We start from the raw sequence: 24,307 nt of genomic DNA, 5'->3' as shown, positions 1-24,307 counted from the left end.
TTTTTAGTGGCTTTTTTGAGTTTTCTTTGTATAATGATTAACAAAAAAACATAAGGAATGTTAATGAAAAAGATTATTGCAATTTTGGCTTGTGGTTTGACTTTTGCAAGTGCTGCTTTAGAAGAGAATTTCAAAAAAAGCATTAAAGCTATGGCAGATGTTGAGGTGGAAGTGGAGTTTAAAAAAGAGCTTGTTAGCTTTCCTTCAATGTATTTTGTAATTGGTAAAACAAAAGGTGGTGATATTTTTCCTGTGATTGTGAGTAAAGAGGGTGAATATTTTATTGGATTAAGCAATGTTTTAAAGCTTAGCAATGTAGATACTCAAATGATGCAAGAAGCTTTAAATCAAGCACAAAAAGAGAAAGAAGCTAGAGATTCTAAGGTTTTAAAGGAGCTTTTTAGCAGTTTTAAAGAGAGTGATTTCTTGTATTTGCAAGGAGAAGGTAAGAATCTCCCTACCAAGATTGTGGTCTCAGATCCAGATTGCCCTTATTGTAGAGAGCATTTAAAAAGCATTAATCAAGAGCTAAAGAAAGCTAATATTAAAATGATTTTTGCTCCAATCCACGAAAAAGAAGCCTTTGTCAAATCTCAACTTATTATGAATGAAGCAGCTAAGTTAAAAAAAGATGACACAAAAGGGAAGGTGGCGCTTTTAAATAAATACTTCAAAGACATAACCTTGAGTGATAAGGAGCTAAAGACAGATTTTTCACGAATCACTCAAAATACAAAAAAGATTTTTGAAAGTGGAGTGATTAAAGGCGTTCCTTTTATTTATGAAGAGTAAAATGACACCAACATTAGAAATTACAAAGAGTGATATTTGCGTCCTAAAATTAGGCGGTTTTTGGGATTACAAAATCCCAAAAACATTGCTTTTAAGACTTGATTCTATAAAATTAACAAATGTTAAGATTAAGATTGAATTAGCAGAAAATTTTGATTTAGACTTTTGTGGTGGAGAGATTTTGGAGCGTTGGATTCTATCCTTAGAATCAAAAAATATTGTTTTAGAAAATGCTTTGAAAAATCACTCCAAAAGTCAGCAAATTTTTCAAATTCTTGCAACTAGAAAAAATCCCCCAAAACAAGATGTGGTGAAAGATTTTATCAAGCTACATTGGGATAGTTTGCAAATATTAAAGGGTTTTTTTAAAGATTCCATTAGAGTGATTGGATTTTTTGGAGAGATTCTTTATGCTTGGTTTGCAAGCTTTTTAAAGCCCAAAAATATTCGCTTAAAAGCAACTTTGTATTGCATTCAAGAATCATTAATAAAAGCGATTGGAATCGTAGCGTTGGCTTGTTTTTTAATTGGGGTTGTGATTGCCTATCAAGGTTCGATTCAGCTAAAGCAGTTTGGCGCAAGTCTTTTAATTGTTGAAATGAGCTCTATGCTAACTTTGCGAGAAATGGCACCCATTATTACAGCAATTATTATTGCAGGGCGGAGTGCATCAGCTTTTAGCGCAGAGATTGGAATGATGAAAGCAACTCAAGAAATCGATGCAATGCGCGTTATGGGATTTGATCCAATTACCTTTTTAGTTTTGCCTCGTATGTTGGCGCTTTGTTTAGTTTTGCCTTTGGTGGTTTTTATTGCTGATTTATTTGGGCTTTTGGGGGCTATGTTGGTGTGTCAATTGCAGCTTGGAATTGGCACTGAGCAGTTTGTGGAGCGATTTTTGCAAATGGTGGATATGCGGCATTTTTGGGTGGGGATTGCTAAAGCGCCATTTTTTGGTTTAATTATTTCTTTTATTGGTTGTTTTCACGGATTTATTGTGGCTAAGGATACGCGTAGCATCGGAGTGCATACGACTAAAAGTGTTGTAGAATCGATCTTTTTAGTGATTGCCTTTGATGCGATTTGTTCGGTGATTTTTACAGAGATGGGCTGGTAAATGGGGGGTTTGCAAAAAGAAAGCTTAATAGAAGTTAAAAACCTCTACACAGGCTATGGCAAAAACATTATCCACGATGGCGTGAGCTTTGAGGTGTATTCTCGTGATATTTTCGCACTTTTGGGGGGTAGCGGAAGTGGGAAAAGCACTCTTTTAAATACGATGATTTTTCTTAAAAAACCCATTGGTGGGGAAGTTAGGATTTTGGGTAAAGAAATTTGGGGATTGGATGCTAAAGAAACTTTGGCAATGAAATTAAACTTTGGAGTGTTGTTTCAATTTGGGGCGTTATTTAGCTCTCTTAATGTGCTTGATAATCTTACCTTGCCTTTGTGCGAATACACAAAATTTGACAAACAAGACAGAGAGAATTTGGCATATTTTTGGCTAACAAGAGTGGGGTTAAATCCTGAAGTTGCTAAGCTTTATCCCAGTGAATTAAGTGGAGGAATGGTGAAGCGCGTTGGTTTGGCTAGAGCCCTAAGTCTTAGCCCAAAGATTCTTTTTTTAGATGAACCAACAAGTGGGCTAGATCCTAAGAGTGCAAGACATTTTGATGCACTCATTAAAGAACTTAGAGATTTGCTTGGGATTAGCATTGTGATGGTAACGCACGATATGGAAAGTGTGAAGGGAGTTGTGGATAGAATGGTGGTCTTAAAGGACAAAAAAGTCTTTTTTCAAGGTAGCCTAGAAGAGCTAAGAGCGCAAACAGATTCATTAGATTTATTTTTGCATCAAATATAAGGAAAGAGAATGGAAACACGATTAAATTATGTATTGCTTGGAGTATTTTTTATCGCGGTTCTGTTGGCTTTAGCCGGATTTATTTTTTGGATGGGCAAATATGATAGGAATTTAAGCCAATATAATGAGTATTATATTTATAACAAAGAGCTTCCTAATGGTATTAGAGTAGAAACCCCTGTGAAATATTTGGGTTTGCCTGTTGGGTTTGTTAGGCATTATCAATTAAGTGGAAATGAAGTGGAAATTGTGGTGTGGGTTCAAAAAGAGATTGTATTAAATGAAGGTAGCAAAGTAGCAGTGCAATCACAAGGCTTAACAGGTGGTAATTTTTTAACTCTAATTCAAGGAAAGGGTGAGCCTTTTAAACAATCGCAAAAGGCAATTTTGGGGTTTAAAGAAAATTGGATTGAACAGGTGAGTTCTAAGGCTGAAAATGTAATGGCGCAATTAGAAACTAGTTTGGAGCGATTTAATCGATTGCTTAATGATAAGAATCTTGGAAATATTGAAGCAGGTTTGCAAAACTTTGCTGATGTTTCTGATGAACTTTACTGGGTGTTAAAAGATGCTAAGGCAGAGATTAAACACATTGGAGAAATAAGGGCGCGATTAAATGAGGGTTTAAAGCGTGGAGATTATAATTTAAGATTAATTCTAACACCTTTGTTGTTTGATTTGGAGCAGAATTCCAAGGCTTTGCAAAAAGTCTTGCAGGGGGGCAGTGATACTTTGGAAGATTTTAGAGATTCGCCAAGGAGTTTTTTGTTTGATGTAACTAAACAGAAACTTGGACCTCGTGAGTAAAGGAATGCAATGAAAATGAAAATAAAAAATATCATTTTGGGAATGATTTTGGTGGGGATTTTGAGTGGTTGTGTGGGCAAGGAGGTTTTGCCTGTGAGTTATTATCAATTAGAAATTCCTTATAAAAAGACAGAGTGCAAGAGTGTTCAGACTTATAATTGGTTAGGTGTTGAGGTCGCAGAGAAAATCAATACTAAAAAAATTGCTTACAGAGAGGCTTCTAATGAAGTCGCCTATTTTGCAAAGAATCAATGGATAGAATCTCTACCCAATATGCTTGATTCTTTGATGCTAAAGGCAGCTTATCAAAGTTGTATTGATTTAGTAGAAAGTAGAAATCCCTTAAGAGATTCTCTAAAGCTGTATGTGTTAGATTTTTCTTATGATGAGAGTTCTAATCGTGTATTTTTTGAAGCAAAACTCCAAAAGAGTGCAAAAGATTCAAAGACTTTGTGGATTTATCGCGATGAAGTAGTGCCAGAGGGCGATTTTAAAGAGATTATCAAAACAATGAATGCGGTGATTTTAGATGGATATTTTGAAGCTTTTTCCCGAATATAGGGTGAAATTTATATGGAATATGTAATTTTTTTAGAAGATTGGATTTTGGAGGTTGTGATTGGGATTTTGCCCTTTGAGAGAGAAAAGAAGCAAAAAATTAAGCTAGAAGGGGAGTTTTACTATTTTAAGAATCAAGGGGAGACTTTTTTGGATTATCGTGAGTTAAGGAAGTTTTTTAAAGAAGCTTTTTTGAGTGAATTTGGGCTATTAGAAGAAGCTTTAGAGTATTTTTCTAAAGAGATTCCAAAACGATTTTCACAGATTCAAAGCTATAAAATCACCATCACTAAATTAGAGATTTTTGAAGATTGTAAGGTGGCAATGCAAATTAGTCATAAAATTTGCTAGAATCATAAAAAAATAAAGGAATAGCATGGAATTATCAATTAATGCTCAAGCACCTAATTTTAGTCTGCCCAATCAAGATGATGCTGAAATTTCTTTGCAGGATTTTAGTGGAAGTTGGGTAGTTTTGTATTTTTATCCTAAGGATAAGACACCAGGTTGTACCAAAGAAGCTTGTGATTTTCGTGATAACTTATTAGAATTAAATGGTTTAAGTGCGGTTGTTTTAGGAGTTAGTCCTGATAGTGTCAAATCTCATCAAAGTTTTATAGAAAAAGAAAAATTGAATTTTACATTACTAAGTGATTCTAATAAGAATGTATTAAAAGCCTATGGTGCTTGGGGTCTAAAAAAGCTTTATGGTAAAGAATATGAAGGTGTCATACGATCAACTTTTATTATTAATCCGCAAGGAAAAATTGCATTTATGTGGAAAAATGTCAAGGTAAAAGGGCATATTGAAGCAATCAAAGAGAAATTAAAAGAATTGCAAAACTTACCAAGTTAGCACTTCTTTTTTGATTTTATTGAGACTATCAATGGCTTCTTTGAGCTTAGAAACTTCTTCGTCAATTTGTTGGAGATTCCACATATCAAGCGAGGGTGGCATATCTTGAGAGCCACGCTTTATCATCACATAATCTACAAAAGAAATCTTAGCTAATCTTAGGAGAAATTCTATTTCAGCTTGCGCTTCCTCGATTTTTTTTAGCAGAGAATCAATTCGTTCAAACATTGTTGCCTTTCTTCTTTGGTTGATAATTGGATTTTAGCATTTTTTGGTTTATAGAAATTTTAGAATAAAGTAAAATCAATCAATCCCTTTTTTGCTAAAAAGAAGCGAAATTTCTTTGGGATTTTGTTTTTGCGGAAAGTTTCTTTTTGGGATTTGGTTAGCTTATAGTGTGTGTAGGGAAAAATACAGATTTGATTTTGGGATTTTTCTAGAGCGATTTTGCCACCTAAAACGATAGAAAATTCTTGCTTGGTTAAGTGGGTTTGGCATTGCTGTTTTTGGGTTTTACTTAAGCAGTAACCTAGTTTTTTGGAGGCTTTGTCAATATAATAGAGACTAAGAGCGCTGTGTTTAAAAACAAAAAATCCCCCTAAATCTTCTAAATTTGTCTTGGAATGTTCTTTTGCTAGGAGTTCTAGGCTAAATTGAATCCCAGTTTGGAAATTTTGAATGAGGGGATTGGCAAAATATTTTCTAAAATAATTTCGCTTATAAGTGGTATCTGCATTGCTAGAATCTTCAAAATAAAAGATTTTATGGGTTTGCAAATACATTTGAAGCGTGATTCTTGGTAGAAAAATCATAGGGCGGAGAATGTAGCAGGTTTTTTGATTTTGTTTCCAAAAGAGGCTTTTGGGGGGTATTTGCATATTTTCTATACTAGTTCCTTTGCAAAATTGCATTAAAAACCATTCTAAATTATCATTGAGTTGGTGGGCTAAAATAAGATTTTGATAGGAATTTTGAGAGACTAAAGAGGTAAAAAAATCATAACGAATCGCCCTTGCATTTGCTTCAAAGTTTTTGTTAATTTTGGGAGCTTTAAGCGTGTAGCATTGTTTGTTATCCCAAAAGCAGAGTGTTTTTGCCCTTGAGATTTCTAGGTGTGATTGCTGTCTTATTCCATAATCCACTATTGCCACATCAAAGGTAATTCCATGGCTTTTTAGCAAAAAATAAAGCGCTGTTGAATCTAATCCTCCCGAAAAAGCAAGGAGATTCTTTGCATCTTTTAATTCTTCTAAAAATTCTAATTTAGGCTTTTCCAATCACGCAACCTAAAATGTCTTCCCCTGCAATTTCAGTGATTTTTACTTTGTAATAACCGCTTGTGATTTCCTCATCAATGGTTTTGTCGTTGATTAAAATCTCCCCATCAATTTCAGGAGCAAATCTTAACTCTCGTCCTGCGTAGAAAAACTCGTGTTCTTTGGATTTGCCCTCAATAAGCGCTGTGATTTCTGCGCCTTTTAGTTTTTTAAGATTTTGTTGGTATTGTTGTGTGAATATTTTGTTGATTTTCTTTAGCCTTGAATGGATTGTTTTGCTAGGGATTTGCTCCATTGTAGCGCTTTTAGTTCCTTCCTCTTTGGAGTAGGCAAAGAAATTAATGCGATCAAAAGAAAAATTTTCTACTAATTGACAAAGCTCATCAAATTCTTCTTCTCCTTCACCGGGATGTCCTAGAATAAAGCTAGTTCTAACAAAGCTATTGGGTGCTTTCCGCATCATTTCTAAAAGCTCCATAAACTCTCCACTTCTGCCCATAGCTTTAAGCACTTTTTGGGAAGCGTGTTGCAGTGGCATATCAAAGTAATTATGAAAAATTGGCGAATCAATAATTTTTTGAATAAGCTTCTTAGAGGTGGTGGAAGGGTAGAGATAAAGGATTCTAGCGCTTTTAATATTTACTCCCTCTTTGGCTAGATCTTCAATACCACTAATAAGCTCTACAAGTCCATCTTTAATCCCTAAATCACGCAAATAAGAGCTAGAATCTTGAGAGATAAAAGTAAAATCACTATAGCCTTCAGAGGCAAGGTTGCGCACTTCTTTTAGAGTGGATTGAAGTGTGCGCGAATGCAATTTGCCCTTAAAGCTTGGAATAGCACAAAAGCTGCATTTTTGATTACAGCCCTCTGAGAGCTTGATGTAAGCGTGTATTTTTGATCCGCTAATGATTCGCTTATTGGTCTCATTGGCTAAAAAGACTCCCTTTGCATTAGAGAGGATTCTCTCCCCCTTTTTGCGTTCTTCTATCATTTTGTCAATTTTGTCATAATCTCCCACGCCGGTGATAATATCAAGTTCAGGAATCTCCTCTTTTAGTTCTTTGGCATAGCGTTCGCTAAGGCAACCACTAGCTACTAGAATCGCCCCTTGTTTTTTTGTTTCTAGGGCTTCTAGTAGCGTTTGAATGCTTTCTTTTTTTGCTGCTTCAATAAATCCGCAAGTATTGACAATAATCACATCGGCTTCATTGATTTCTTGTGTGTTTTCATAATCACTAAGTTTGCCTAGCATCACCTCGCTATCAACGAGATTTTTAGTGCAACCTAGTGAAATAAGATGAAGTTTTTTTTGCATTTTATAAACCTTGTATTTTTTTGAGTGCGGCTTTAACCATTTGCCCCACCTCATTTTTTTCTAAACCTTTAATGGCTTTTTGAATAATATCATTTTTATAACCTAGCGATTCAAGGGCTAGAATAACTTGATTATAATCTGAATCTTTGTGATTTGTCTCATTTTGGCTTAGCTCTAGCGACCAGCCAGAGAGTTCTACTAGGATTCTCCCTGCACTTTTTGGACCAATTCCAGGCACTCTTTGCATGGATTTAATGTCATTGTTTTCTACTACTTTAGCAAAAGTTTGTGGTGTATAGGTAGAGAGAATTGCCATAGCAACTTTGGGTCCTACGCCATTAATTTTAATGAGCGTATCAAAGAGTTTTTTTTCACTAGATTCTAAAAAGCCAAAGAGATTTTGTGCATCTTCGCGAATAATGTGTGTGGTAAGTAGCGTAATAGAATCGCCTTTGTTTTGAGTGATTTGGTTACTTGTTTGTAGAGAGATAAAAACTTCATAAACAACTCCAGCGCAACTAATAGCTATCTTGGTGGGCTCTTTGGAGAAAATTTTTCCTTCTAGGGCAATAATCATTTTGTCTCCTATAAAACTAAATGGATTTTATCATTTTTAAAAATAACTCTTGAGGGCTCTCCAGCTTTTGGGATTAGCATAAATTCATTTTTGGGAGAATAGAAAACATAATGGATTTCATTGTATCCCACCCAACCACTTTGCACAACAATAGTGCCTTCTTTGGTTGCTAAATCAAGCTTATTTAAAGCATTGTAAGCCTGTTTGGAGAGTTCGCTTAGGGTGTTGATTTTTGCTTTTTTTTCTTTAAGTGCGATCACTCGTGCGTGGTATTCTTGGAATTTAGCAAGTAAGTAGCTTGGTGGATTTGTGTTAGTATTTTTGTAATGGATTAGAATCTTTCGCATTTCATTGGCAGTATTTTTGATTTTTTGCAACTCTAGGCTTTCAACTTTTAATTCTTTGGTGAGCAAAATGGCTTCTTTAATTGAAGAATCTTTTTGATCTAAAAGCTTTTGGTATAGTGCCTTGTTCTCTAGGCTATAATTAGCAGCAATGTAGAATCGGTTTTCGCCCTTTTGCATAAGAGAAACTTCAATTTTTTTGGTGGCGTATAAAAAGGCATTTGAATGCAGGGTTTGGATAATGATTTCTTCTGCATAAATTTTGCCTCCATACATTTGTTCCACTTCTACCCTTTGGGCTTCAATGATTCCAGTCTCTAAAGTTTTTATTTTGACATTTTTGGCTTGGAGATAGCCCTTGTGGTTTTTGATAGTGGCTGTTGTGGCATAGATTTTTGAATCTTGATGTGTAAAACCACCAATAAAAACTTCATTTGCGTTAATTTGTGCATTAGCCCCGACATTGCCTTGGATATTGATTTTAGAGGCTTGGACTTTCATTCCTTGTCCAAGCGCTTCTTTGAGTGAATCAGTTTCGGTAATATTAATCTCTGTCCCACTTTCAATCTTGCCAATAAGTGAGCCGGTTGTTTTGAGATTGACTTCCTTAGTCTCTAGGCTATTTTCTATATAAAGATAATCATCTTCGTATTTTAAAATCCCGCCAATTGCAGCAAGATAGTGAATCTCTAGAGGAGTTTCTTTGAGTTTAATGCTGTTGGGGTCAAATTTAAGTGTGCAGGGCTGATCAAGTGTTTTTGGATTTTCAGGGACTATATATTCACCGCGGATATTTCTACCAGGTTTGCCCTTGGTAGCTTTATGAAAAATGCAGATGATTTCATCGGCTATAAGCGTTTGGAAATTTTGAGTTACTTCTTTTTTGAATTCAAGTGAGCTCTCATTTGGCGGAATGTAGCCAAAGCTTTGAGAGAGTAGGTAATTGACTTCTTTTTTGAGCGGATATTTTAAGATGCTTAAAAAATCTTTTAAAGCTTGTTTTTCTTCTTCTTCTTTAATAAATAAAATACGATTCCATGCTTTGAATTTCTTGATTTGGAGATAGAGATTTTCAAATTCTTGTGCGTTAAACACAAATCCTTCTCGGAATGTTATAAAAGCTTTTGAGAAAAACTTATCAGTAATCATATGGAATCGCGTTTCTTTTTTTTCTTTTTTGAACACAAGAATAGAATAGCGTTGAGAGATGAGAAGGTTGGGTTCTAAGAGATTATTGTAATGGTTAAAAAAAGTATTGGCTTCGCTTTCTTTTAGCGATTGGGGAGAGTAATCATAGGTTTTTTTGACATAGGTTGTGATTCCGCGTAATTCAAAATCAAGCGTATCTAAATTGCAATTTAATTGAGAGGCAATTTGTTTAAAAGCAAATTTAATATCCTCGCATTCATTGATATAATAGGGTCTAAATGAGTTTTGCAAATCTTTTTTTAACATATTCTAAAAGCTTTTTATGTAAAAATATTGCCTTATTTTATCAAAAACCCTATAAGAAAAAGATTACATAAAGAGAATGACAAATGTTTTTAAGGGCTTTTTTAACTAATAGTAGCGGAATCTTGGCTTCAAGAATCTTGGGATTTATTCGCGATTTGATGACAGCTAGCATTTTGGGAGCTGGGATTTATAGCGATATTTTTTTTGTGGCTTTTAAATTGCCTAATCTTTTTAGGCGAATTTTTGGGGAAGGAGCGTTTAATCAAGCTTTTTTACCTAGCTTTTTTCAAGCGCGATTCCGCGGTGGATTTGCCTTAAAGATTCTTGCAGTTTTTTGCGGAATCTTGTTTGTTTTATCAATGTTAGTTTGGAGCTTTCAAAAAGAAGTTACTAAGGTTTTGGCTTATGGGTTTAGCGATGAGAATATCACACTTGCAGCGCCCCTAGTGGCGATTAATTTTTGGTATTTACTTTTGGTTTTTGTGGTAACTTTTTTGGGAGCAATGCTACAATATAAGCGAAATTTTACCGCGTGGGCGTATTCTCCGGCATTTTTAAATTTGGCAATGATTGTGGCTTTGTTTTTAGCGCGAAATAGTCCTGCTTATGAGGCGGTTTTGTGGCTTAGTTACGGAGTTTTAGCTGGTGGAATGGCACAGATTTTATTGCATTTTTATCCGATGTGGAGATTGAAGTTTTTTAAGCTTTTGTGCGTTGGTTTTAAGGAATTAGAGAGCAAAAAAGAAGCGGTAAATGCAAGTGTGAAATCTTTTTATAAACAATTTTTTCCTGCAATGATTGGGAGTTCTAGCGCACAACTAGCTTCCTTTATTGATACGCTTTTGGCATCTTTTTTGACAAGTGGGGCGATTTCGTATTTGTATTATGCAAACAGAATCTTTCAGCTTCCCTTAGCTATTTTTGCGATTGCAACTTCCACGGCGCTTTTTCCCTTGGTTGCTAAATATCTCAAAGAAAAGCAAGAGCTAAAAGCCCTAAAGGAGCTTTCTCGCTCTTTTTGGCTTTTGTGTTTTTTGCTTGGGGCTTGTGTGATTGGTGGGGTTTTGTTACAAAATGAAATTATTTGGCTTTTGTTTGAGAGGGGGCAGTTTGGGCGTGAGGATACGCTAGAGACAGCAGCAGTTTTTAGCGCTTATATGTTTGGGCTTTTACCTTTTGGGCTTTCTAGAATCTTTTCTTTGTGGCTTTATTCGCAAAACAAACAAGCCCTAGCAGCAAAAATCACAGCATTTTCTTTGGGTGTTGGGACAATTTGTTCGCTTGTGTTAATGCAGTTTTATGGCGCGGTTGGTTTGGCAATAGCAGGAAGTATTAGTGGTTTTTTTGTATTTTTTCTAACCTTGCATTATTTTGGTTGGGGGAGATTTTTTAGCATTTTAAATCACCCCAAATGGCTTTTGATTATTGTTGCTTTGTTAGCTTTGGAGATTGCTTTGATTATGTTTTTTAAACAATATATTTTTATGCTTTAGGTATTATTTGATAGCAAAAAATTCTATGCCATTAATACTTTTTAACAAAATAATCCCTTCTTGCTGTAATTCTAAAAGTCTTTGAATACTTGTTTTACTCCACAGGCTTTGTATATCTGCTTTGCTCATAGGGCGTAGGGCTAGGGTTTTTAGAATCTCTTCTTTTGAAAGTTCTAAATTGTCTTTTTTGGAGCTTGTGATTCTCTTGGGTAAAAACACAGGTATGCTATAGCTTTTAAAAATCATTTCAAAGTTTTCTAGTAATTCTTGTGAAATAGGATCAACTTTGTAAGCAGGTGGTCTATCAATGCTGCCTATATCTAGTCTTTTTAGTCGCATTGGTGCTAGGAATCTTGCCATTTTTTGCACTTCTTTTAAATCATCATTCACTCCTTTGACAAAAAGAATTTCTGCATAAAGTTCTCCGCTAAAGTCGGCGCTAAATTGGTAGATTCCTTGCAAGATTTGCTCTAGTGAAATATTTTTAATGGGTCTATCGATTTTTTTAAAGACTTCAGGAGAGATGGCATCAAGAGAGAATTTGACTTTATCAAATAGCAAACAAGCCCTAGAAACACTTAAATCCCAAAGTAAAGAGCCATTAGTTAATAATAGGGTTTGTGTGTCGCCTTTTATGTCTTCTAGTCGCAGCATTAATTCGTATAAATTAGGGTAGAGTGTGGGCTCTCCATTTGCAGTAATGGTTAGGGATTGGATATTTTTAAATTTATTTAGAGCTTCTTTTATGGCAGTTAGGATTGTATCAACTTCTAAGATATTTTGCATAGAATCTTGAGCTTTTTTGCCCTCTAGTTCGCAGTAGAGGCAGTCATAATTGCATTGTTTGGTTTGGGGCGAGAGATCTACACCTAGCGATTCTCCAAACCTTCTTGAAGTAATAGGTCCAAAAATGATATTCATAGCTTTTCCTAATGGTTAAGGGATTTTTTTAAGATTATAACACAAAGGTATTAAAGCAGATTTATAAAGTAGATTCTAAAGCAGAGAAAACTTTAGAGAAAACTCTAAAGTTATTGCGGATTAGCAGTGAGCGTGAGTAGGATTTTAACTTCATCGCCTACTAGGCTATCTTTAAGATTAGATTCCCATACCACATCAAAATCAGAACGCTTGATTGTTGCATTAGCTTTGATTTGCAAGGTTGCGCCATTAAGTGTTTCTGTGCTTTGAAGAACGATAGGCTTTGTGATGCCTTTGATGGTTAAATCCCCATAAATTTTACCTGTTTCAAACTTAGTCATTTTAAAAGTCATATTTGGATATTTTTTAGAATCAAAAATATCTGCAGCGTTTAAATGTTCATCGCGTTTGGCATTAGCTGTATCAACAGAGGCAATTTCAACGCTACCTTCTAGCAAATTTAGGACTTTTTTAGCTGCATCATAGTCAATATTGGCACTAAATTTATCAAATTTTCCATCTACTTTAGTGAGTTTGAGATGAGAAATTTCAAAATTTACTTGAGAATTGTTTGGATCTAAGGCATACGGCTCAGCCAAAAGGGGACAGCTAAATAGAGCAACAAAAGCAGAAATAGATAAGATTTTTTTCATAGAACGATCCTTTTTTTTAGATTGAATATGGAGATTATAGCATATATTTTAGAAATTATTTTTATGTGAAGGTGATTGGCTGTTTTGTGGGTGTTTAATTTTGTGTAGAGTAGGGGAGGGGTAGTGCTTGATGGGTTTGATGGCAAAGCGTAATGCAAAAGGTGCTAAGATGTAAATCCAAAAACCATAGCTCAAAAACTCTCATTTCTAATATATTAGGAAGAGGAGATAGGCTTTATATAAGCAAAAGATTTAAATTCTATTGAACAATAGGTTTTAATTTGCCTTAATTGGGCTTTTATATTGTCAATAGCTTTTAATGGCATTATAAATAACTTTTCTATATTTATTTTATATGATAAAATTGATGTTATTGTGGGTGGAGTGTGTCAAATGTAGCACTTATAGCTATGATTTGAACTATTTTTTTGCTTTGAGATAAGCTCTTTGTGGGGCAGGATAGCCTTCTATGGTTTTTGTCTTATCGGGGGTTAGAAAATCCTCCAAACTCTCTGCATTACTCCAAGGAGTTTTTCTTTGTTCATCGATGCCTGTTTTTAGGGTCGCAATATGCGTGATTTCTTTAAAACCACAAAATTCTAGCCAGTTTATAAAAGTTTTTAAGGTAGGGATAAAATAGACATTGGGCATTTTGGCATAGCGTTTGTTGCGTGGGCAAAGGGCGATTTCCTCATCCCCTTCTAAAATAATGCTATCAAAAATTGCTTCCCCACCTTGTTTTAGGGAATTGTAGATGGTTTTAATAGAATCGATGGGGCTTTTGCGATGATAAAGCACTCCAAGACAAAGTAAAATATCAAAGTTAATATCTAAAAAAGGCAAATCCTCAATACCTAAAAGCTCAAAATTAAGCCTTGAATCTTGGATAAAAAACTGCATAAAATCAAATTGTAATTTGCATAAGGGCATAGGATCTAAGCCGATGATTTTTTGGGGATTTTCTTTAAGCATTCTAAACATATAATAGCCATTATTGCAACCAATATCCCCTATGATTTTGTTTTGTAAATTTAGATGAGGCTCTAGAATATTGTATTTAATGGCACTATTCCACTCGCTAAGAATCTCCAAAGAATTAATCTTAAAAGGTCCTTTTCTCCAAGGAATAAGGGTTTTTGCCACTTCTGTAATGTGGTGGAGTGAAGATTCTGTGAGATTGGGCAAAGAGAGATTAATAAAATCATCAAAGCTAAAAGTAGCATTTCCCAGCTCATTTTGGGGAAGGCTTTGCAAGGAGTTTAGGGATTCAAATAAAGGTGCAATGTGTTTGTGGGTTAATGCTAAATTGCGCTTTGCTTGGATTTCTTTTAGGCTTTGCATTAAAAAACTTCTTCTCTCATTTGGGGTTGTTTGCCATCTTTGTAGATGAGATTATCCGGGCAGGTCTCCACATAATTCCCTTGTGAATCATAATAATAGCCCTTTTCATCCCAATAAGAATTAGAATATCCGCATTCATTGCGATAAAGACAACCACTTAAAAAAGCGGAAATAATTAGGCTTTGAAGTATCAAAAGTTTCATTTTTACTCCTTTGTTTTAGATTCTAGCAAATAAGATTCCCAAAAATCTCTCTCCAAGGATTTCTGGATCTATGAGTGTGCGGATTTTTGGGGAGAGGCGCATAAAAGATTCTAAACCAAAGTTTTGAATATACCACTCGCCAACTTGATCTAATCCCATATCCACAAGGATTTTATTTTGTCTGCCAAAGAAAATTTCCTTTGCGCCTATTTTTGAAAAAAGTGTTTTAAGGTAAGAAAAATTAACTTCATAAGTCAAATCACTTTTTCCAAAAGATTCTAAAAGATGGGCTTGATAGGCTTTTGAAGTGGGATTTGAGAAGAAATTATCTGTGGTGTGGTTATGATAAAGTCGCAGTGAAAAAGCATTGCGTGGGTGGAGATTCCCATAATCAAAAGTTAAAAATGCAAAAGATTTTGCACATAAGCTAAGTGAGTCTATAAATTCAGGTAATTTGGGTGGAATCTCACCGATTTCTATATTCATTGTTTGAGCGGTTTGTAAAATAATTTCTGGGGCGGGTTTGAAAATGAGTGAATTATTTTGTATGTATGCCATTTCGCCCTTAAAAAATAGCTCACAAGCAAAAGAATCAAAAAGTTCATTGCTTACAAAAAAGATAAAGTCATAACCACACTCTTTTAATTCTTGCAAAGAATTAAAAGTGATTAGGGGAGTATTTTGGGATTTTGCAAAGGTTGATTTTTGAGTATTTTGGAGATTTTTAAGTGGCTCAATTGTGCAAAAATGAAGTTTTTCAAAAAGCGTAAAATGTGCTAGAAAATTTGCAATATCACTAATTAGATACCCCCTATCAGCACCTATTTCTACAATGGCGATTTTATTAGGCAAGAGTTTAAGCGATTGACTTAGAAAATTTTTAATAAAATTAGCAATGCAATAGCCAAAAAAGAAACTCACACTCACGCTAGTGTAAAAATCCCCTTCTTTTCCAACTCTGTGGTTTTGATAATAGCCTTTTTCTCCATAAAGCCATTCTTGCATAAATTCTGAAAAAGACTGGAGATTAGAGGTTTTCACGCTGTTCTTCTAATTCAAAATATTGCAAAGTTTTTTCTTCACAAAGGGCTTGTTTGGATTGGAGCTCCAAAGAGACTTCTTGGAGTTCAGCTGTGCTTAGAGTGTTTGAATAAAGCTTGGATTCAAGCTCTTTAATTTGGCATTCAAGCTCTTCAATTTCTTGGGGCAGAATCTCTAAAAGGCGCATTTGATGATAAGAAAGCTTTGTCTTTTGTTTTTCGGCTTTAGGCTTATCTTTTGAAACCTGCAAAGAGTTTTCAAAAATTTGATAATCTTTAAGTTCCTTTTCTATTTCAAGGTATTCGCTAAAGTTTTTGTGGGTTTCTTCAATGTTTCCATTACCTTTAAAAACAAGCAGTTTTTTGGCAATTTTATCCACAAAATACCGATCGTGGCTCACAAAAATAATCGCTCCATCAAAGCTTTGCAAGTATTCTTCTAAGATGTTAATGGTGGGAATATCCAAATCATTAGTGGGCTCATCTAAAATCAAGCAATCATATTCCTTGGTAAAAAGCAAGGCTAAGGCAACACGATTTTTCTCTCCACCGCTTAGAGTGCCGATTTTTTTGTCTAGGAATTCCTTAGGAAAAAGGAAGTTTTTAAGATAGCCAAAGACATGCATATTTTTTCCTTTGACATCGATTCTATCTCCACCAAAAGGGCAAAAGGTTTCTAGCAAATCCTTAGAATCATCCAGCATTTCTCTGTGTTGATCAAAATATCCTATTCGCACTTCTCCACATTCTATTTTCCCTTTTTGAGGCTTTAAGCGACCTAGCATTAATTTTAAAAGCGTTGATTTACCTGCACCATTTTTGCCTACAATGGCTATTTTATCGCGTTGTAAAATGCGCGTTGAGAAGTCTTTGATGAGCAGTTTTTTGTCAAGACTAAAGGAAATATTTTGTAAATCAAACAACATTTTTTTGCGATTCACCCCTTCTTCTTGATTGAAATGTTTTTTTTCGCGTTCTAGCTCTAAAGTCATTTTTCGGATAATGGAGGGATTGTTTTTGGCGGTTTGTCGCATTTGCATGATGCGCTCTTTTCTGCCTTCATTGCGTTTAACTCTTGCCCTCACTCCACGCGCCAACCATTCTTCTTCTGCTTTTAAGTGCTTAAGTAGCGTTTCATGGCTTTTAGCAAGGCTTTTTAGGAGTTCTTCTTTGGCTTTTAGATAGTCTCCATAACCACCTTTGAAACTTCGAATCTTGCAGTCTTCTACTTCTATAACGCGTGTGGCAATTCTATCAATAAAATACCGATCGTGGCTAATAAAAATAAGCGTCCATTTTTCTCTTAAGAGTAAATCTTCTAAAAATTCTACCATTTCAACATCAAGATGGTTTGTGGGCTCATCAAGCAGTAAAATATCGGGCTTTCTTAGTAGCAAACAAGCTAAAGCCACTCGTTTTTGCTCCCCACCGCTTAAGAGATTAGCAAAGTTGTCTTGAAGCTCTTTGAGGGCAAAAGTTTCTAGAATCTGATTGATTTTATTGTCTAAATCCCAAGCATTGTGATGATCAATAAAATTACTTAAAAGAGAATGTTCTTTGATGAGCGATTCATCATTGGGGTGATTTTGGAGTTTTTGAGCGATTTCATCTAGCCTTTTTCTAGCCTGTGTGAGCTCTTCTAAAGAATGCAAAATAACTTCCTTAACACTCTGCCCCTCTTGAAAAACAGGCTTTTGGATTAAATGCTTAATTTCTAAATTGCCTTGGAGGATTTGGCTTCCCTCATCGGCTTCCACTTCCCCACTAAGAATCTTAAGTAGTGTTGATTTCCCTGCACCATTTTTGCCTACAATAGCCATTCTCTCTCCCTCTTGCACACTAAGGGAAACATCACTCAAAATGGGCTTATAGTCGTATTGTTTGGAGATATTTTGTAAAGAAAGATTAGCCATTTTTTTCCTTAGGTTTAAAGAGTAGGGCAAAGCAAAAAATACCGATAATTAATGAGAGAAATTGCCCTTGTGTTAGCCAATTAAAAGCTACAAAGCCAAGCTGTGAATCAGGCTCTCTAAAGAATTCTGCGACAAAGCGCATAAGTGAATAAAGCACGCCATATAAGATTCCAATCTGTCCTATAAAACGCGCCTTTTTTCTCCACAAAAAGAGAATTGCAAAAACAACAATACCCTCCAAAAAGGCTTCATAAAGCTGACTTGGGTGGCGCAAGATTCCATCTACATAAATCCCCAAAGCGCTTGAAGTTTCTCTGCCAATTAGCTCTTGATTAAGAAAGTTTCCGATTCTGCCAAATACATAGCCTAAAGGAATACTAAGTCCAGCTAAATCCATAAAAAGCCAAAAATTAACTTTTTTAATTCTTGCAAAGATTAAAGAGGCAATTAAAAAGCCAATGACTGCCCCATGATAGCTCATTCCGCGGATCCCAACAAAATTTCCATCTTTATCTAAGGGATTGAAAATTTGCCAAGGGTGAGTGAGATAATAAGCGCTAAAAGGATCATAAAAGATAATATATCCAAGTCTAGCACCTAAAATAACACCAATTTCTACCCATAAAAAATAACTTTCCAAAAGCGCACTTGAAATAGGATAAGAATCTTTTTTGGCAATCCATTTTGCCACACCAAGTGCCACAAGCAAAGCTAAAACATACATTATCCCATACCAATGCACACTAATACCAAAAAGATTGAATGCAATAGGATTAAAAGCATTATAAATATTATTCCATTTCTCCATTAATAACCTCAAAAAATTCATGCAACCCTAAGTATAAAAAGCGCTCATACAAAAGATCATCAGAAATGTAAAAATGAAATTTAAAGCCATCGTCTTTGGCAAGTTTTAGCCAATATCCTAAAATATAAAGACTAATATCTTTTGCGTGTGGAATGCCAAAAGAGATTTCATTTATTTGGGCTTTTCGTATTTTTTCTAAGAGCAATTTTATATCTTGATAATCGCTAATATCTTTTAATTTTCCTCGTAAAATATAAATATCTTCTTGGATTTTTTCAATTCGCAAGTTTAACCTTTCTTGTTGAAAATTGCTAAAAGCGGATTCTAACAAAATAAAAGTAAAATTCAAAAAAGTAGTTATTTTAGATTTTTAAAAGATGAGTTTTGTTCTTACGACAAAATCGCATAAGAGAGATTATGATAATTATATAAAATTTATAAAGATTTTTTTGTGATTCTTTGGGTAGAATTCTTGTTTTGGAAAATCAAATTGCTATGGCAATATTTTTTAAGGTTTTTAAAAAAAAGGAAGCAAAAAGGCTTTGAATGGTGAGATTTGCAATTGTTGGTGCTGGTGGGCATGGGAGAGTGATTGCTGATATTATTTTGGCATGTGGGGGCGAAATTGCTTTTGTCGTTGATGATTCTCCACAAGGCAAAATTTTGGCAAATAAAAATGCTATCTCCCCTAAAGAATTTTTAATGTTGGGTTTGCAAAAAGAAATTAAGATTACATTAGCTATTGGGAATTGTCAAGCAAGAAGAGCCTTTTTTGAAGTTTTTAAACAGCAGGGTTTTGAGATTCCAAGCCTTATTCATTCAAGTGCAATTATTTCTAAAAGTGCTAAAATAAGCGAGGCTTGTGTGGTGATGCCAAATGTAGTGGTGAATGCAGAGAGCACGATAGAAACAGGTGTGATTTTAAACACAGGTTGTGTGGTGGAGCACGATTGTAAGGTGGGAGAATTTTCTCATCTAGCCCCCAAAAGCACACTTTGTGGAGGTGTTAGAATCGGAAAAGATTCACATATTGGGGCAGGAAGCGTTGTGATTGAGGGTAGAAGTGTGGGCGATGGTTGTATGATTGGAGCAGGAAGCGTTGTGATTAATGATATTCAATCCTTTAAAAAGGTTGTAGGAAATCCAGCAAAAAAGGAGTTACAATGAGTTTTAGAATCTTTTTGTCCCCACCACAAATGGGAAAAAATGAGCAAAAGTATGTTGATGAAGCTTTTAAGAGCAATTATATTGCACCATTAGGGGAATTTGTCAATTCCTTTGAATTGACAATGCAAGACTATACTAAAAGTCCTAACACACTTGCGCTTAGTAGCGGCACAGCAGCTTTGCATTTGGCTTTAAGAGTGGCAGGAATCACTAAAGGTGATTTGGTTTTGGCAAGCACTTTTACTTTTATAGGTTCGATTGTGCCTATTTTGTATCAAGGGGCAACACCGGTTTTTATTGATAGTGATTCTTCGTGGAATCTCTCCCCTAAACTTCTAAGAGAAGCACTAGAGAGCTTAAAAACAAAGCCAAAAGCCTTGATTTTGACACATCTTTATGGGCAGTGTGCTAAGATTTCTGAAATTGTAGAAATTTGTAAAGAATATGGGGTTTTGTTGATTGAGGATGCTGCGGAATCTTTAGGGGCATTTTATAAAGGACAACATACTGGAACTTTTGGAAAGTTTGGCGCATTGTCTTTTAATGGTAATAAAATTATTACAACAAGTGGTGGGGGAATGCTGCTAGGCAAAGATTCAAGCCAAATGCAAAAGGCAAGGTATTATTCCACTCAAGCAAGAGAGAATCTGCCTTATTATGAGCATTTAGACTATGGTTATAATTACCGCCTTAGCAATATTTGCGCAGCAATTGGCGTAGGACAGCTAGAAGAGATAGAAGACAAGGTTGCTAAAAGGCGAAAAATTTTTGATTGGTATCAAGAAAATCTCTCTAGTGAATTTGTAGAATTTATGCCTGAGATTCCTGATTCAAGGGGAAATCGTTGGCTAAGCACTTTGAGATTTAAAGAGAAGAAAGTCAATGTAATGGATCTTGTAGGGATTTTAGCTAACAAGGGCATTGAATCGCGTCCATTGTGGAAGCCTATGCATTTACAGCCTTTATTTAGAGATTCTATAAGTTTTTGTGATGGCACTTCTCAAAGTCTCTTTAATAATGGAATTTGTTTGCCTAGCGGTGGAGCCTTAGAGCGCAGAGAGATTGATGAGGTATCGGGCTATATTTTGGATTATTTAAAGAGTCTTTAAGTGATAAAGTCTGCTATTTTTCGTCCAAGCAATCTCAAGAGAATCCTATTTTTTTTGGTGATTGATATTATTGTTTCATATTTTACTTTGGTTTTATCATATGATTTGCGTTTTAGCTTTCAGGTGCCATTGGAGTTTAACGACGGAGTGATTCTTGCCTTTTTGGCTTTGATTGTCTTAAAAATTAGTGCTTTGTGGGTTTTTAAAATTTACTTAGTGCCATGGCGATTTTTTGGACTAAGCGAAGCTTTAAAAATTATTTATGCACATATTTTGGCTTATGGAATCTTTACGCTTTTATTCTTTTTGGGATTTTTTGATAAATTTCCTTTGAGTGTGGTAGTAATTGACTTTGTAATTTCTGGGATTTTGATTGGAGGGATTAGAATCTCTAAACGAATTTATTTGGAGAATTCTCCCAAAAACTCTCCTAAACCTGCTTTGATTTTTGGAGCTAATACACAAGCAGCTACGCTCATTAAAAGTGCCCTTAATAGTGAAATTCCCTTTTATCCCTTGGCGATTATTGATGAAGATAAAAAGGAACAAGGTAATTATATTTCAAATCTCAAAGTCTATCCCAAAGCAGCCCTAAAAGAACTTTTGGAGAAGCATAAGATTAAAAGTGTGATTCTAACCAAGCCTTATGCTAAGCCGCCTTTAGAGAAACTTTTTAATGAATTAACACAAATAGGAATTGAAGAGATTAAAATTGCCTCAATGCTCAAAGAAGACAAGCCACTAGAAGATATTTCAATTGAGGATTTACTCTCGCGACCTAGTAAGGATTTGGATAAAGAAGTCATTGGAGAGTTTATTGCTAATAAAACAATTCTAATTACAGGGGCAGGTGGAAGCATCGGTAGTGAGATTGTGCGGCAGTGCGTGGAGTTTGGGGCGAAGCGATTAGTTTTGCTAGATCATAGTGAATACAATCTTTATGTAATTACAGAGGAGCTAACAAGAAAAATTTTCTCTAAAAATGACAAAAAAAATTTATTGCGTGCGGTGATGTTTTCAATCTTGGAAAAAGATCGACTTTTGGAGCTTATGCAAGAAGAAAAGCCTGATATTGTCGTGCATGCTGCAGCTTATAAGCATGTTCCACTTTGTGAATATAATCAAAAAAGTGCCATTGAAAATAATATTTTAGGGAGTAAAAATGTGATTGATTCTGCTATAGAATCAAAAGTCCCTAAAATTGTGATTATCTCCACAGACAAGGCAGTGCGCCCCACAAATGTAATGGGTGCAACCAAGCGAGTTGTCGAGCTATATGCACAAAATGTTGATTCAAAACAAAGTGAGATTGTGGCGGTGCGGTTTGGAAATGTGCTTGGAAGTAGCGGTTCAGTGGTGCCAAAGTTTAAAGCACAGATTCAAAGTGGAGGACCAATTACTGTAACTCATCCAGAAATCACGCGATATTTTATGCTTATTCCTGAAGCGTGTCGCCTTGTTTTACAGGCTTCTGCAATTGCTAGGGGTGGAGAGATTTTTATCTTGGATATGGGAGAGCCTGTTAAAATTGTGGATTTAGCTAAAAATATGCTAAAACTCTATGGTAAAGAAGAGGAAATAGAGATTATCTTTAGTGGATTGCGACCGGGAGAGAAGCTTTATGAGGAGCTTTTGATTGGTGAGAGTGAGGGTAAGACAAAATACCCTTCAATTCAAGTAGCTCGTCCTACAAGTTATGATATTAATAAGCTTAATCAAGATATTAGTGAGCTTTTAGAAACACAAGAAGTGATAGCAAAATTAAAAGAAATTGTAGTGGAGTTTAATCATAATGCACACGGACAATAAGCCAACTCTTGCCTTGGTGGTCTCTTCACTTAGAATGGGTGGGGCTGAGAAAGTGGCGAGTTTTTTAGCAAATGCTTTAATTGATTCTTATCGAATTATTTTAATATTGTGGAGCGATAAAGATCGCTTTTTTAGCGTAGATGAACGCATAGAAGTGGTGGTGATTGCAACAAAAATGCGTGGAATGCTTGGGAATATAGAGCGTATTTTTAGGCTTAAGCGTTGTTTTAGGGAGCATAAGGTGGATTTGGTGATTAGTTTTATTCATCAGACTAACATTTTGGCGATTTTAGCTGCTAGAGCAAACAAGATTCCAGTGATTGCAACAGAGCATAGTATTTATGCAAGTTTGGATCATCTTAAGATTTGGAAGTTTTTGCGCCAAAGGGTGTATCCATTAGCAGATCATATCACCACGCTTACTCAAAAAGATTCAAAGCATTATGGATTTTTAAAAAATGTTAGTGTGATGCCTAATCCAGTTGTTATCCATAAAACTACAGAAGCAGATTGGCAAGATTTTATCGCCCATAAGCCCTATATTTTGAGTGCAGGGCGAATGATAGAAACAAAGCATTTTGAAGAGTTATTAGAAGTTTTTGGACAATTCTCTAAAAAAAATCCTCAATTTTCACTGCTTTTAGCAGGTGATGGAAAGTGTCGTGATTCTTTAGAAAAACAAGCCCAGAATCTAGGGGCAAAAATTGTTTTTTTAGGGAAAGTTGAAAATCTTTATAGTGCCTATCAAAATGCAGAATTTTTTGCCTTAACTAGCCATAGGGAAGGTTTAAGTAATGTTTTAATTGAATCTTTAATGTGTGGAGTGCCTGTGATTAGCTATGATTGCCCTTATGGACCTAGCGAGATTATAAGTAATGGCAAAAATGGAATCTTGGTTAAAATGGGCGATAAAAATGCCCTATTAAAAAGCTTTGAAGTAATGCTTGCTAAAAGGCAAGAATTTGCCAAAAATACGCAAGTGATTTATGAAAAATTTGGAGAAGAAGTAGTTTTAAAAAAGTGGAGAGAGCTTATTGCTCTAACGCTTAATAAAAAGAACTAAAGAGCCAAAGAGAATTAAAAACCCTCCAAAATATTGCAACAAGCTAAGATTTTCTCCCAAAAGCCACAAAGAAAGCAAAACCCCCACAAGAGGCTCTATCATACCTAAAATCGCTGTTTTAGTTACATTAATTCTTGGCATTCCAAGGAAATATGCTATCATAGGGAAAAGCGTGGAAACAAAGGTAAGTCCAAGAAGAGCAAAGATTCCAATGGGGTTAAAGCTGTTGAATTGTGGTGGATTTGGAATCATAAAACCAAGAATCATCAAGGCGGCAAAGAGACAAATATAAAAACTGCAAACAACAGAGGAAAGATTGCTGGTATAGGATTTGCTAAAAACAACATAAAGCCCATAAAATAATGCACCAATAAGCGATAAAATCACACCATAAACGCTAAGCTGGAGATCTTTTGGAGGCTGAAGTATGATTGCTAATCCTGCAAAACACAAAAAGAGTGAAAAGAGTGTTTTAGTTTGTAGTTTTTGTCTCAAAAAGATGAGGGCAATAAGAGCGACAATAATAGGATAAATATGATAAATAAGCACAGAAAGCGAAGCAGGAATATAGCGCAAAGAATCAAGATAGGCAAAAGACTGAATAATATATAAAATGCCGCCAAGGAAGAAAAATTGCAAATATTGCAATTTTGTAAGCTTAAGAGAGATGCGCTTATAAAGCGCCCATAAAAATAACAAAAAGGCACTACAAAGGAAGCGAAAAAATAAAATAAAATCAGTTGAGATTCCATTATTTTGAGACACCACACTCCACACAGGCATAATCCCATAAGCAATACTCGCACCAACAATCCATAAAATACCAATTTGTTCATTACTTAATTTTTGCATTAAAGAACTTTTAATTTTAAATGCATTATTGTAATATTTTTAAAATAAATTTTGAAGTCTTGCCTTAAAGTATTTGAGGGTAGTCTA

26 protein-coding genes are annotated in these 24,307 nt (G+C 35.1%); 12 read left to right on the top strand and 14 right to left on the bottom strand.

Annotated elements, in window-relative coordinates; translation table 11 throughout:
• Positions 1–63: 63 nt before the first annotated feature.
• Genes MKD52_RS07825 through bcp form a run of 7 tightly spaced genes read left to right on the top strand, consistent with a single transcriptional unit; the run spans position 64 to position 4,877 of the window.
• A complete protein-coding gene (locus MKD52_RS07825; protein WP_242099857.1) occupies positions 64–792 on the top strand; it encodes a thiol peroxidase in 729 nt (242 codons plus the stop codon).
• Positions 782–1,909 (top strand): ABC transporter permease, encoded by a 1,128-nt coding sequence (locus tag MKD52_RS07820; RefSeq protein ID WP_242099856.1) that lies wholly within the window; start codon positions 782–784, stop codon positions 1,907–1,909. The genes MKD52_RS07825 and MKD52_RS07820 overlap by 11 nt, the downstream gene beginning before the upstream one ends.
• Entirely contained in the window at positions 1,910–2,656 is a 747-nt protein-coding gene (locus MKD52_RS07815) for an ATP-binding cassette domain-containing protein (protein WP_242099855.1), read from the top strand. It begins immediately after the preceding gene.
• A gap of 9 nt (positions 2,657–2,665) precedes the next feature.
• Positions 2,666–3,463, top strand: coding sequence for an MlaD family protein (locus MKD52_RS07810; RefSeq protein WP_112057664.1), 798 nt, complete (start codon positions 2,666–2,668; stop codon positions 3,461–3,463).
• A gap of 9 nt (positions 3,464–3,472) precedes the next feature.
• Positions 3,473–4,024 carry an ABC-type transport auxiliary lipoprotein family protein gene (locus MKD52_RS07805; RefSeq protein WP_242099854.1) on the top strand — a complete coding sequence of 184 codons (552 nt, stop codon included), beginning with the start codon at positions 3,473–3,475 and terminating at the stop codon, positions 4,022–4,024.
• Between the two features lie 12 nt (positions 4,025–4,036).
• Positions 4,037–4,372 carry a dihydroneopterin aldolase gene (locus MKD52_RS07800; RefSeq protein WP_242099853.1) on the top strand — a complete coding sequence of 112 codons (336 nt, stop codon included), beginning with the start codon at positions 4,037–4,039 and terminating at the stop codon, positions 4,370–4,372.
• A gap of 25 nt (positions 4,373–4,397) precedes the next feature.
• Positions 4,398–4,877 (top strand): thioredoxin-dependent thiol peroxidase, encoded by a 480-nt coding sequence (gene bcp / locus MKD52_RS07795; protein WP_242099852.1) that lies wholly within the window; start codon positions 4,398–4,400, stop codon positions 4,875–4,877.
• On the opposite strand, the gene MKD52_RS07790 is transcribed toward bcp, so the two are convergent.
• From MKD52_RS07790 to MKD52_RS07770, 5 genes are read right to left on the bottom strand one after another with little or no spacing between them, the layout of a single operon-like run.
• Positions 4,866–5,105: a DUF2443 domain-containing protein gene (locus MKD52_RS07790; protein ID WP_006656210.1), complete on the bottom strand. Its 240-nt coding sequence runs from the start codon at positions 5,103–5,105 to the stop codon at positions 4,866–4,868. The genes bcp and MKD52_RS07790 overlap by 12 nt on opposite strands.
• Positions 5,106–5,164: 59 nt before the next feature.
• On the bottom strand, positions 5,165–6,154 hold the full coding sequence (gene tilS, locus MKD52_RS07785; RefSeq protein WP_242099851.1) for a tRNA lysidine(34) synthetase TilS: 990 nt from the start codon (positions 6,152–6,154) through the stop codon (positions 5,165–5,167).
• Complete coding sequence (rimO, locus tag MKD52_RS07780; RefSeq protein ID WP_242099850.1) at positions 6,141–7,472, bottom strand: 30S ribosomal protein S12 methylthiotransferase RimO; 1,332 nt, start codon at positions 7,470–7,472, stop codon at positions 6,141–6,143. Before rimO ends, tilS begins: the two co-directional genes overlap by 14 nt.
• Position 7,473: 1 nt before the next feature.
• Positions 7,474–8,049 (bottom strand): Holliday junction branch migration protein RuvA, encoded by a 576-nt coding sequence (gene ruvA / locus MKD52_RS07775; protein WP_112057670.1) that lies wholly within the window; start codon positions 8,047–8,049, stop codon positions 7,474–7,476.
• A gap of 8 nt (positions 8,050–8,057) precedes the next feature.
• Positions 8,058–9,848: a FapA family protein gene (locus MKD52_RS07770; RefSeq protein WP_242099849.1), complete on the bottom strand. Its 1,791-nt coding sequence runs from the start codon at positions 9,846–9,848 to the stop codon at positions 8,058–8,060.
• A gap of 83 nt (positions 9,849–9,931) precedes the next feature.
• Here MKD52_RS07770 and murJ point away from each other — a divergent pair, with 83 nt between their 5' ends.
• Positions 9,932–11,341 carry a murein biosynthesis integral membrane protein MurJ gene (gene murJ / locus MKD52_RS07765; RefSeq protein ID WP_242099848.1) on the top strand — a complete coding sequence of 470 codons (1,410 nt, stop codon included), beginning with the start codon at positions 9,932–9,934 and terminating at the stop codon, positions 11,339–11,341.
• 3 nt (positions 11,342–11,344) lie between these two features.
• Here the strand turns inward: murJ and MKD52_RS07760 are convergent, their stop codons facing one another.
• The 8 genes from MKD52_RS07760 to MKD52_RS07725 all read right to left on the bottom strand — a co-directional run bounded on the left by MKD52_RS07760 (position 11,345) and on the right by MKD52_RS07725 (position 18,506).
• Positions 11,345–12,262 (bottom strand): radical SAM protein, encoded by a 918-nt coding sequence (locus MKD52_RS07760; protein WP_242099847.1) that lies wholly within the window; start codon positions 12,260–12,262, stop codon positions 11,345–11,347.
• A 110-nt stretch (positions 12,263–12,372) separates the two neighbouring features.
• Positions 12,373–12,915, bottom strand: coding sequence for a YceI family protein (locus MKD52_RS07755; RefSeq protein WP_242099846.1), 543 nt, complete (start codon positions 12,913–12,915; stop codon positions 12,373–12,375).
• 420 nt (positions 12,916–13,335) lie between these two features.
• Positions 13,336–14,256: a tRNA 5-methoxyuridine(34)/uridine 5-oxyacetic acid(34) synthase CmoB gene (gene cmoB / locus MKD52_RS07750; protein ID WP_242099845.1), complete on the bottom strand. Its 921-nt coding sequence runs from the start codon at positions 14,254–14,256 to the stop codon at positions 13,336–13,338.
• Positions 14,256–14,459 (bottom strand): hypothetical protein, encoded by a 204-nt coding sequence (locus tag MKD52_RS07745; protein WP_112057676.1) that lies wholly within the window; start codon positions 14,457–14,459, stop codon positions 14,256–14,258. Before MKD52_RS07745 ends, cmoB begins: the two co-directional genes overlap by 1 nt.
• A 15-nt stretch (positions 14,460–14,474) precedes the next feature.
• On the bottom strand, positions 14,475–15,500 hold the full coding sequence (locus tag MKD52_RS07740) for an SAM-dependent methyltransferase (protein WP_242099844.1): 1,026 nt from the start codon (positions 15,498–15,500) through the stop codon (positions 14,475–14,477).
• Positions 15,487–17,412, bottom strand: coding sequence for a ribosomal protection-like ABC-F family protein (gene abc-f / locus MKD52_RS07735; RefSeq protein ID WP_242099843.1), 1,926 nt, complete (start codon positions 17,410–17,412; stop codon positions 15,487–15,489). Before abc-f ends, MKD52_RS07740 begins: the two co-directional genes overlap by 14 nt.
• Positions 17,405–18,220, bottom strand: a complete 816-nt coding sequence (lgt, locus tag MKD52_RS07730; RefSeq protein WP_242099842.1) for a prolipoprotein diacylglyceryl transferase — start codon at positions 18,218–18,220, stop codon at positions 17,405–17,407. The genes abc-f and lgt overlap by 8 nt, the downstream gene beginning before the upstream one ends.
• The gene (locus MKD52_RS07725) at positions 18,204–18,506 is read right to left on the bottom strand and encodes a hypothetical protein (protein WP_112057680.1); all 303 of its coding nucleotides are present in this window, start codon (positions 18,504–18,506) and stop codon (positions 18,204–18,206) included. The genes lgt and MKD52_RS07725 overlap by 17 nt, the downstream gene beginning before the upstream one ends.
• Positions 18,507–18,766: 260 nt before the next feature.
• Between MKD52_RS07725 and MKD52_RS07720 the strand changes: the two genes are divergently transcribed.
• Genes MKD52_RS07720 through MKD52_RS07705 form a run of 4 tightly spaced genes read left to right on the top strand, consistent with a single transcriptional unit; the run spans position 18,767 to position 23,368 of the window.
• Positions 18,767–19,387, top strand: coding sequence for an acetyltransferase (locus MKD52_RS07720; RefSeq protein ID WP_242099841.1), 621 nt, complete (start codon positions 18,767–18,769; stop codon positions 19,385–19,387).
• On the top strand, positions 19,384–20,496 hold the full coding sequence (gene pglE, locus MKD52_RS07715; RefSeq protein ID WP_242099840.1) for a UDP-N-acetylbacillosamine transaminase: 1,113 nt from the start codon (positions 19,384–19,386) through the stop codon (positions 20,494–20,496). Before MKD52_RS07720 ends, pglE begins: the two co-directional genes overlap by 4 nt.
• Positions 20,497–22,305, top strand: coding sequence for a UDP-N-acetylglucosamine 4,6-dehydratase (configuration-retaining) (gene pglF, locus MKD52_RS07710; RefSeq protein ID WP_242099839.1), 1,809 nt, complete (start codon positions 20,497–20,499; stop codon positions 22,303–22,305). It abuts the gene before it with no gap.
• Positions 22,289–23,368, top strand: coding sequence for a glycosyltransferase (locus tag MKD52_RS07705; protein WP_242099838.1), 1,080 nt, complete (start codon positions 22,289–22,291; stop codon positions 23,366–23,368). The genes pglF and MKD52_RS07705 overlap by 17 nt, the downstream gene beginning before the upstream one ends.
• Here MKD52_RS07705 and MKD52_RS07700 read toward each other — a convergent pair.
• Complete coding sequence (locus tag MKD52_RS07700; protein WP_242099837.1) at positions 23,345–24,220, bottom strand: DMT family transporter; 876 nt, start codon at positions 24,218–24,220, stop codon at positions 23,345–23,347. The two genes, MKD52_RS07705 and MKD52_RS07700, sit on opposite strands and share 24 nt — an antisense overlap.
• Positions 24,221–24,307 lie beyond the last annotated feature (87 nt).

Source organism: Helicobacter sp. CaF467b (genome assembly GCF_022664765.1).
Taxonomy (GTDB): domain Bacteria; phylum Campylobacterota; class Campylobacteria; order Campylobacterales; family Helicobacteraceae; genus Helicobacter_D; species Helicobacter_D colisuis.
Note: the sequence above shows the minus strand (reverse complement) of the source record. Positions and strands in the feature narration are given on the sequence as shown.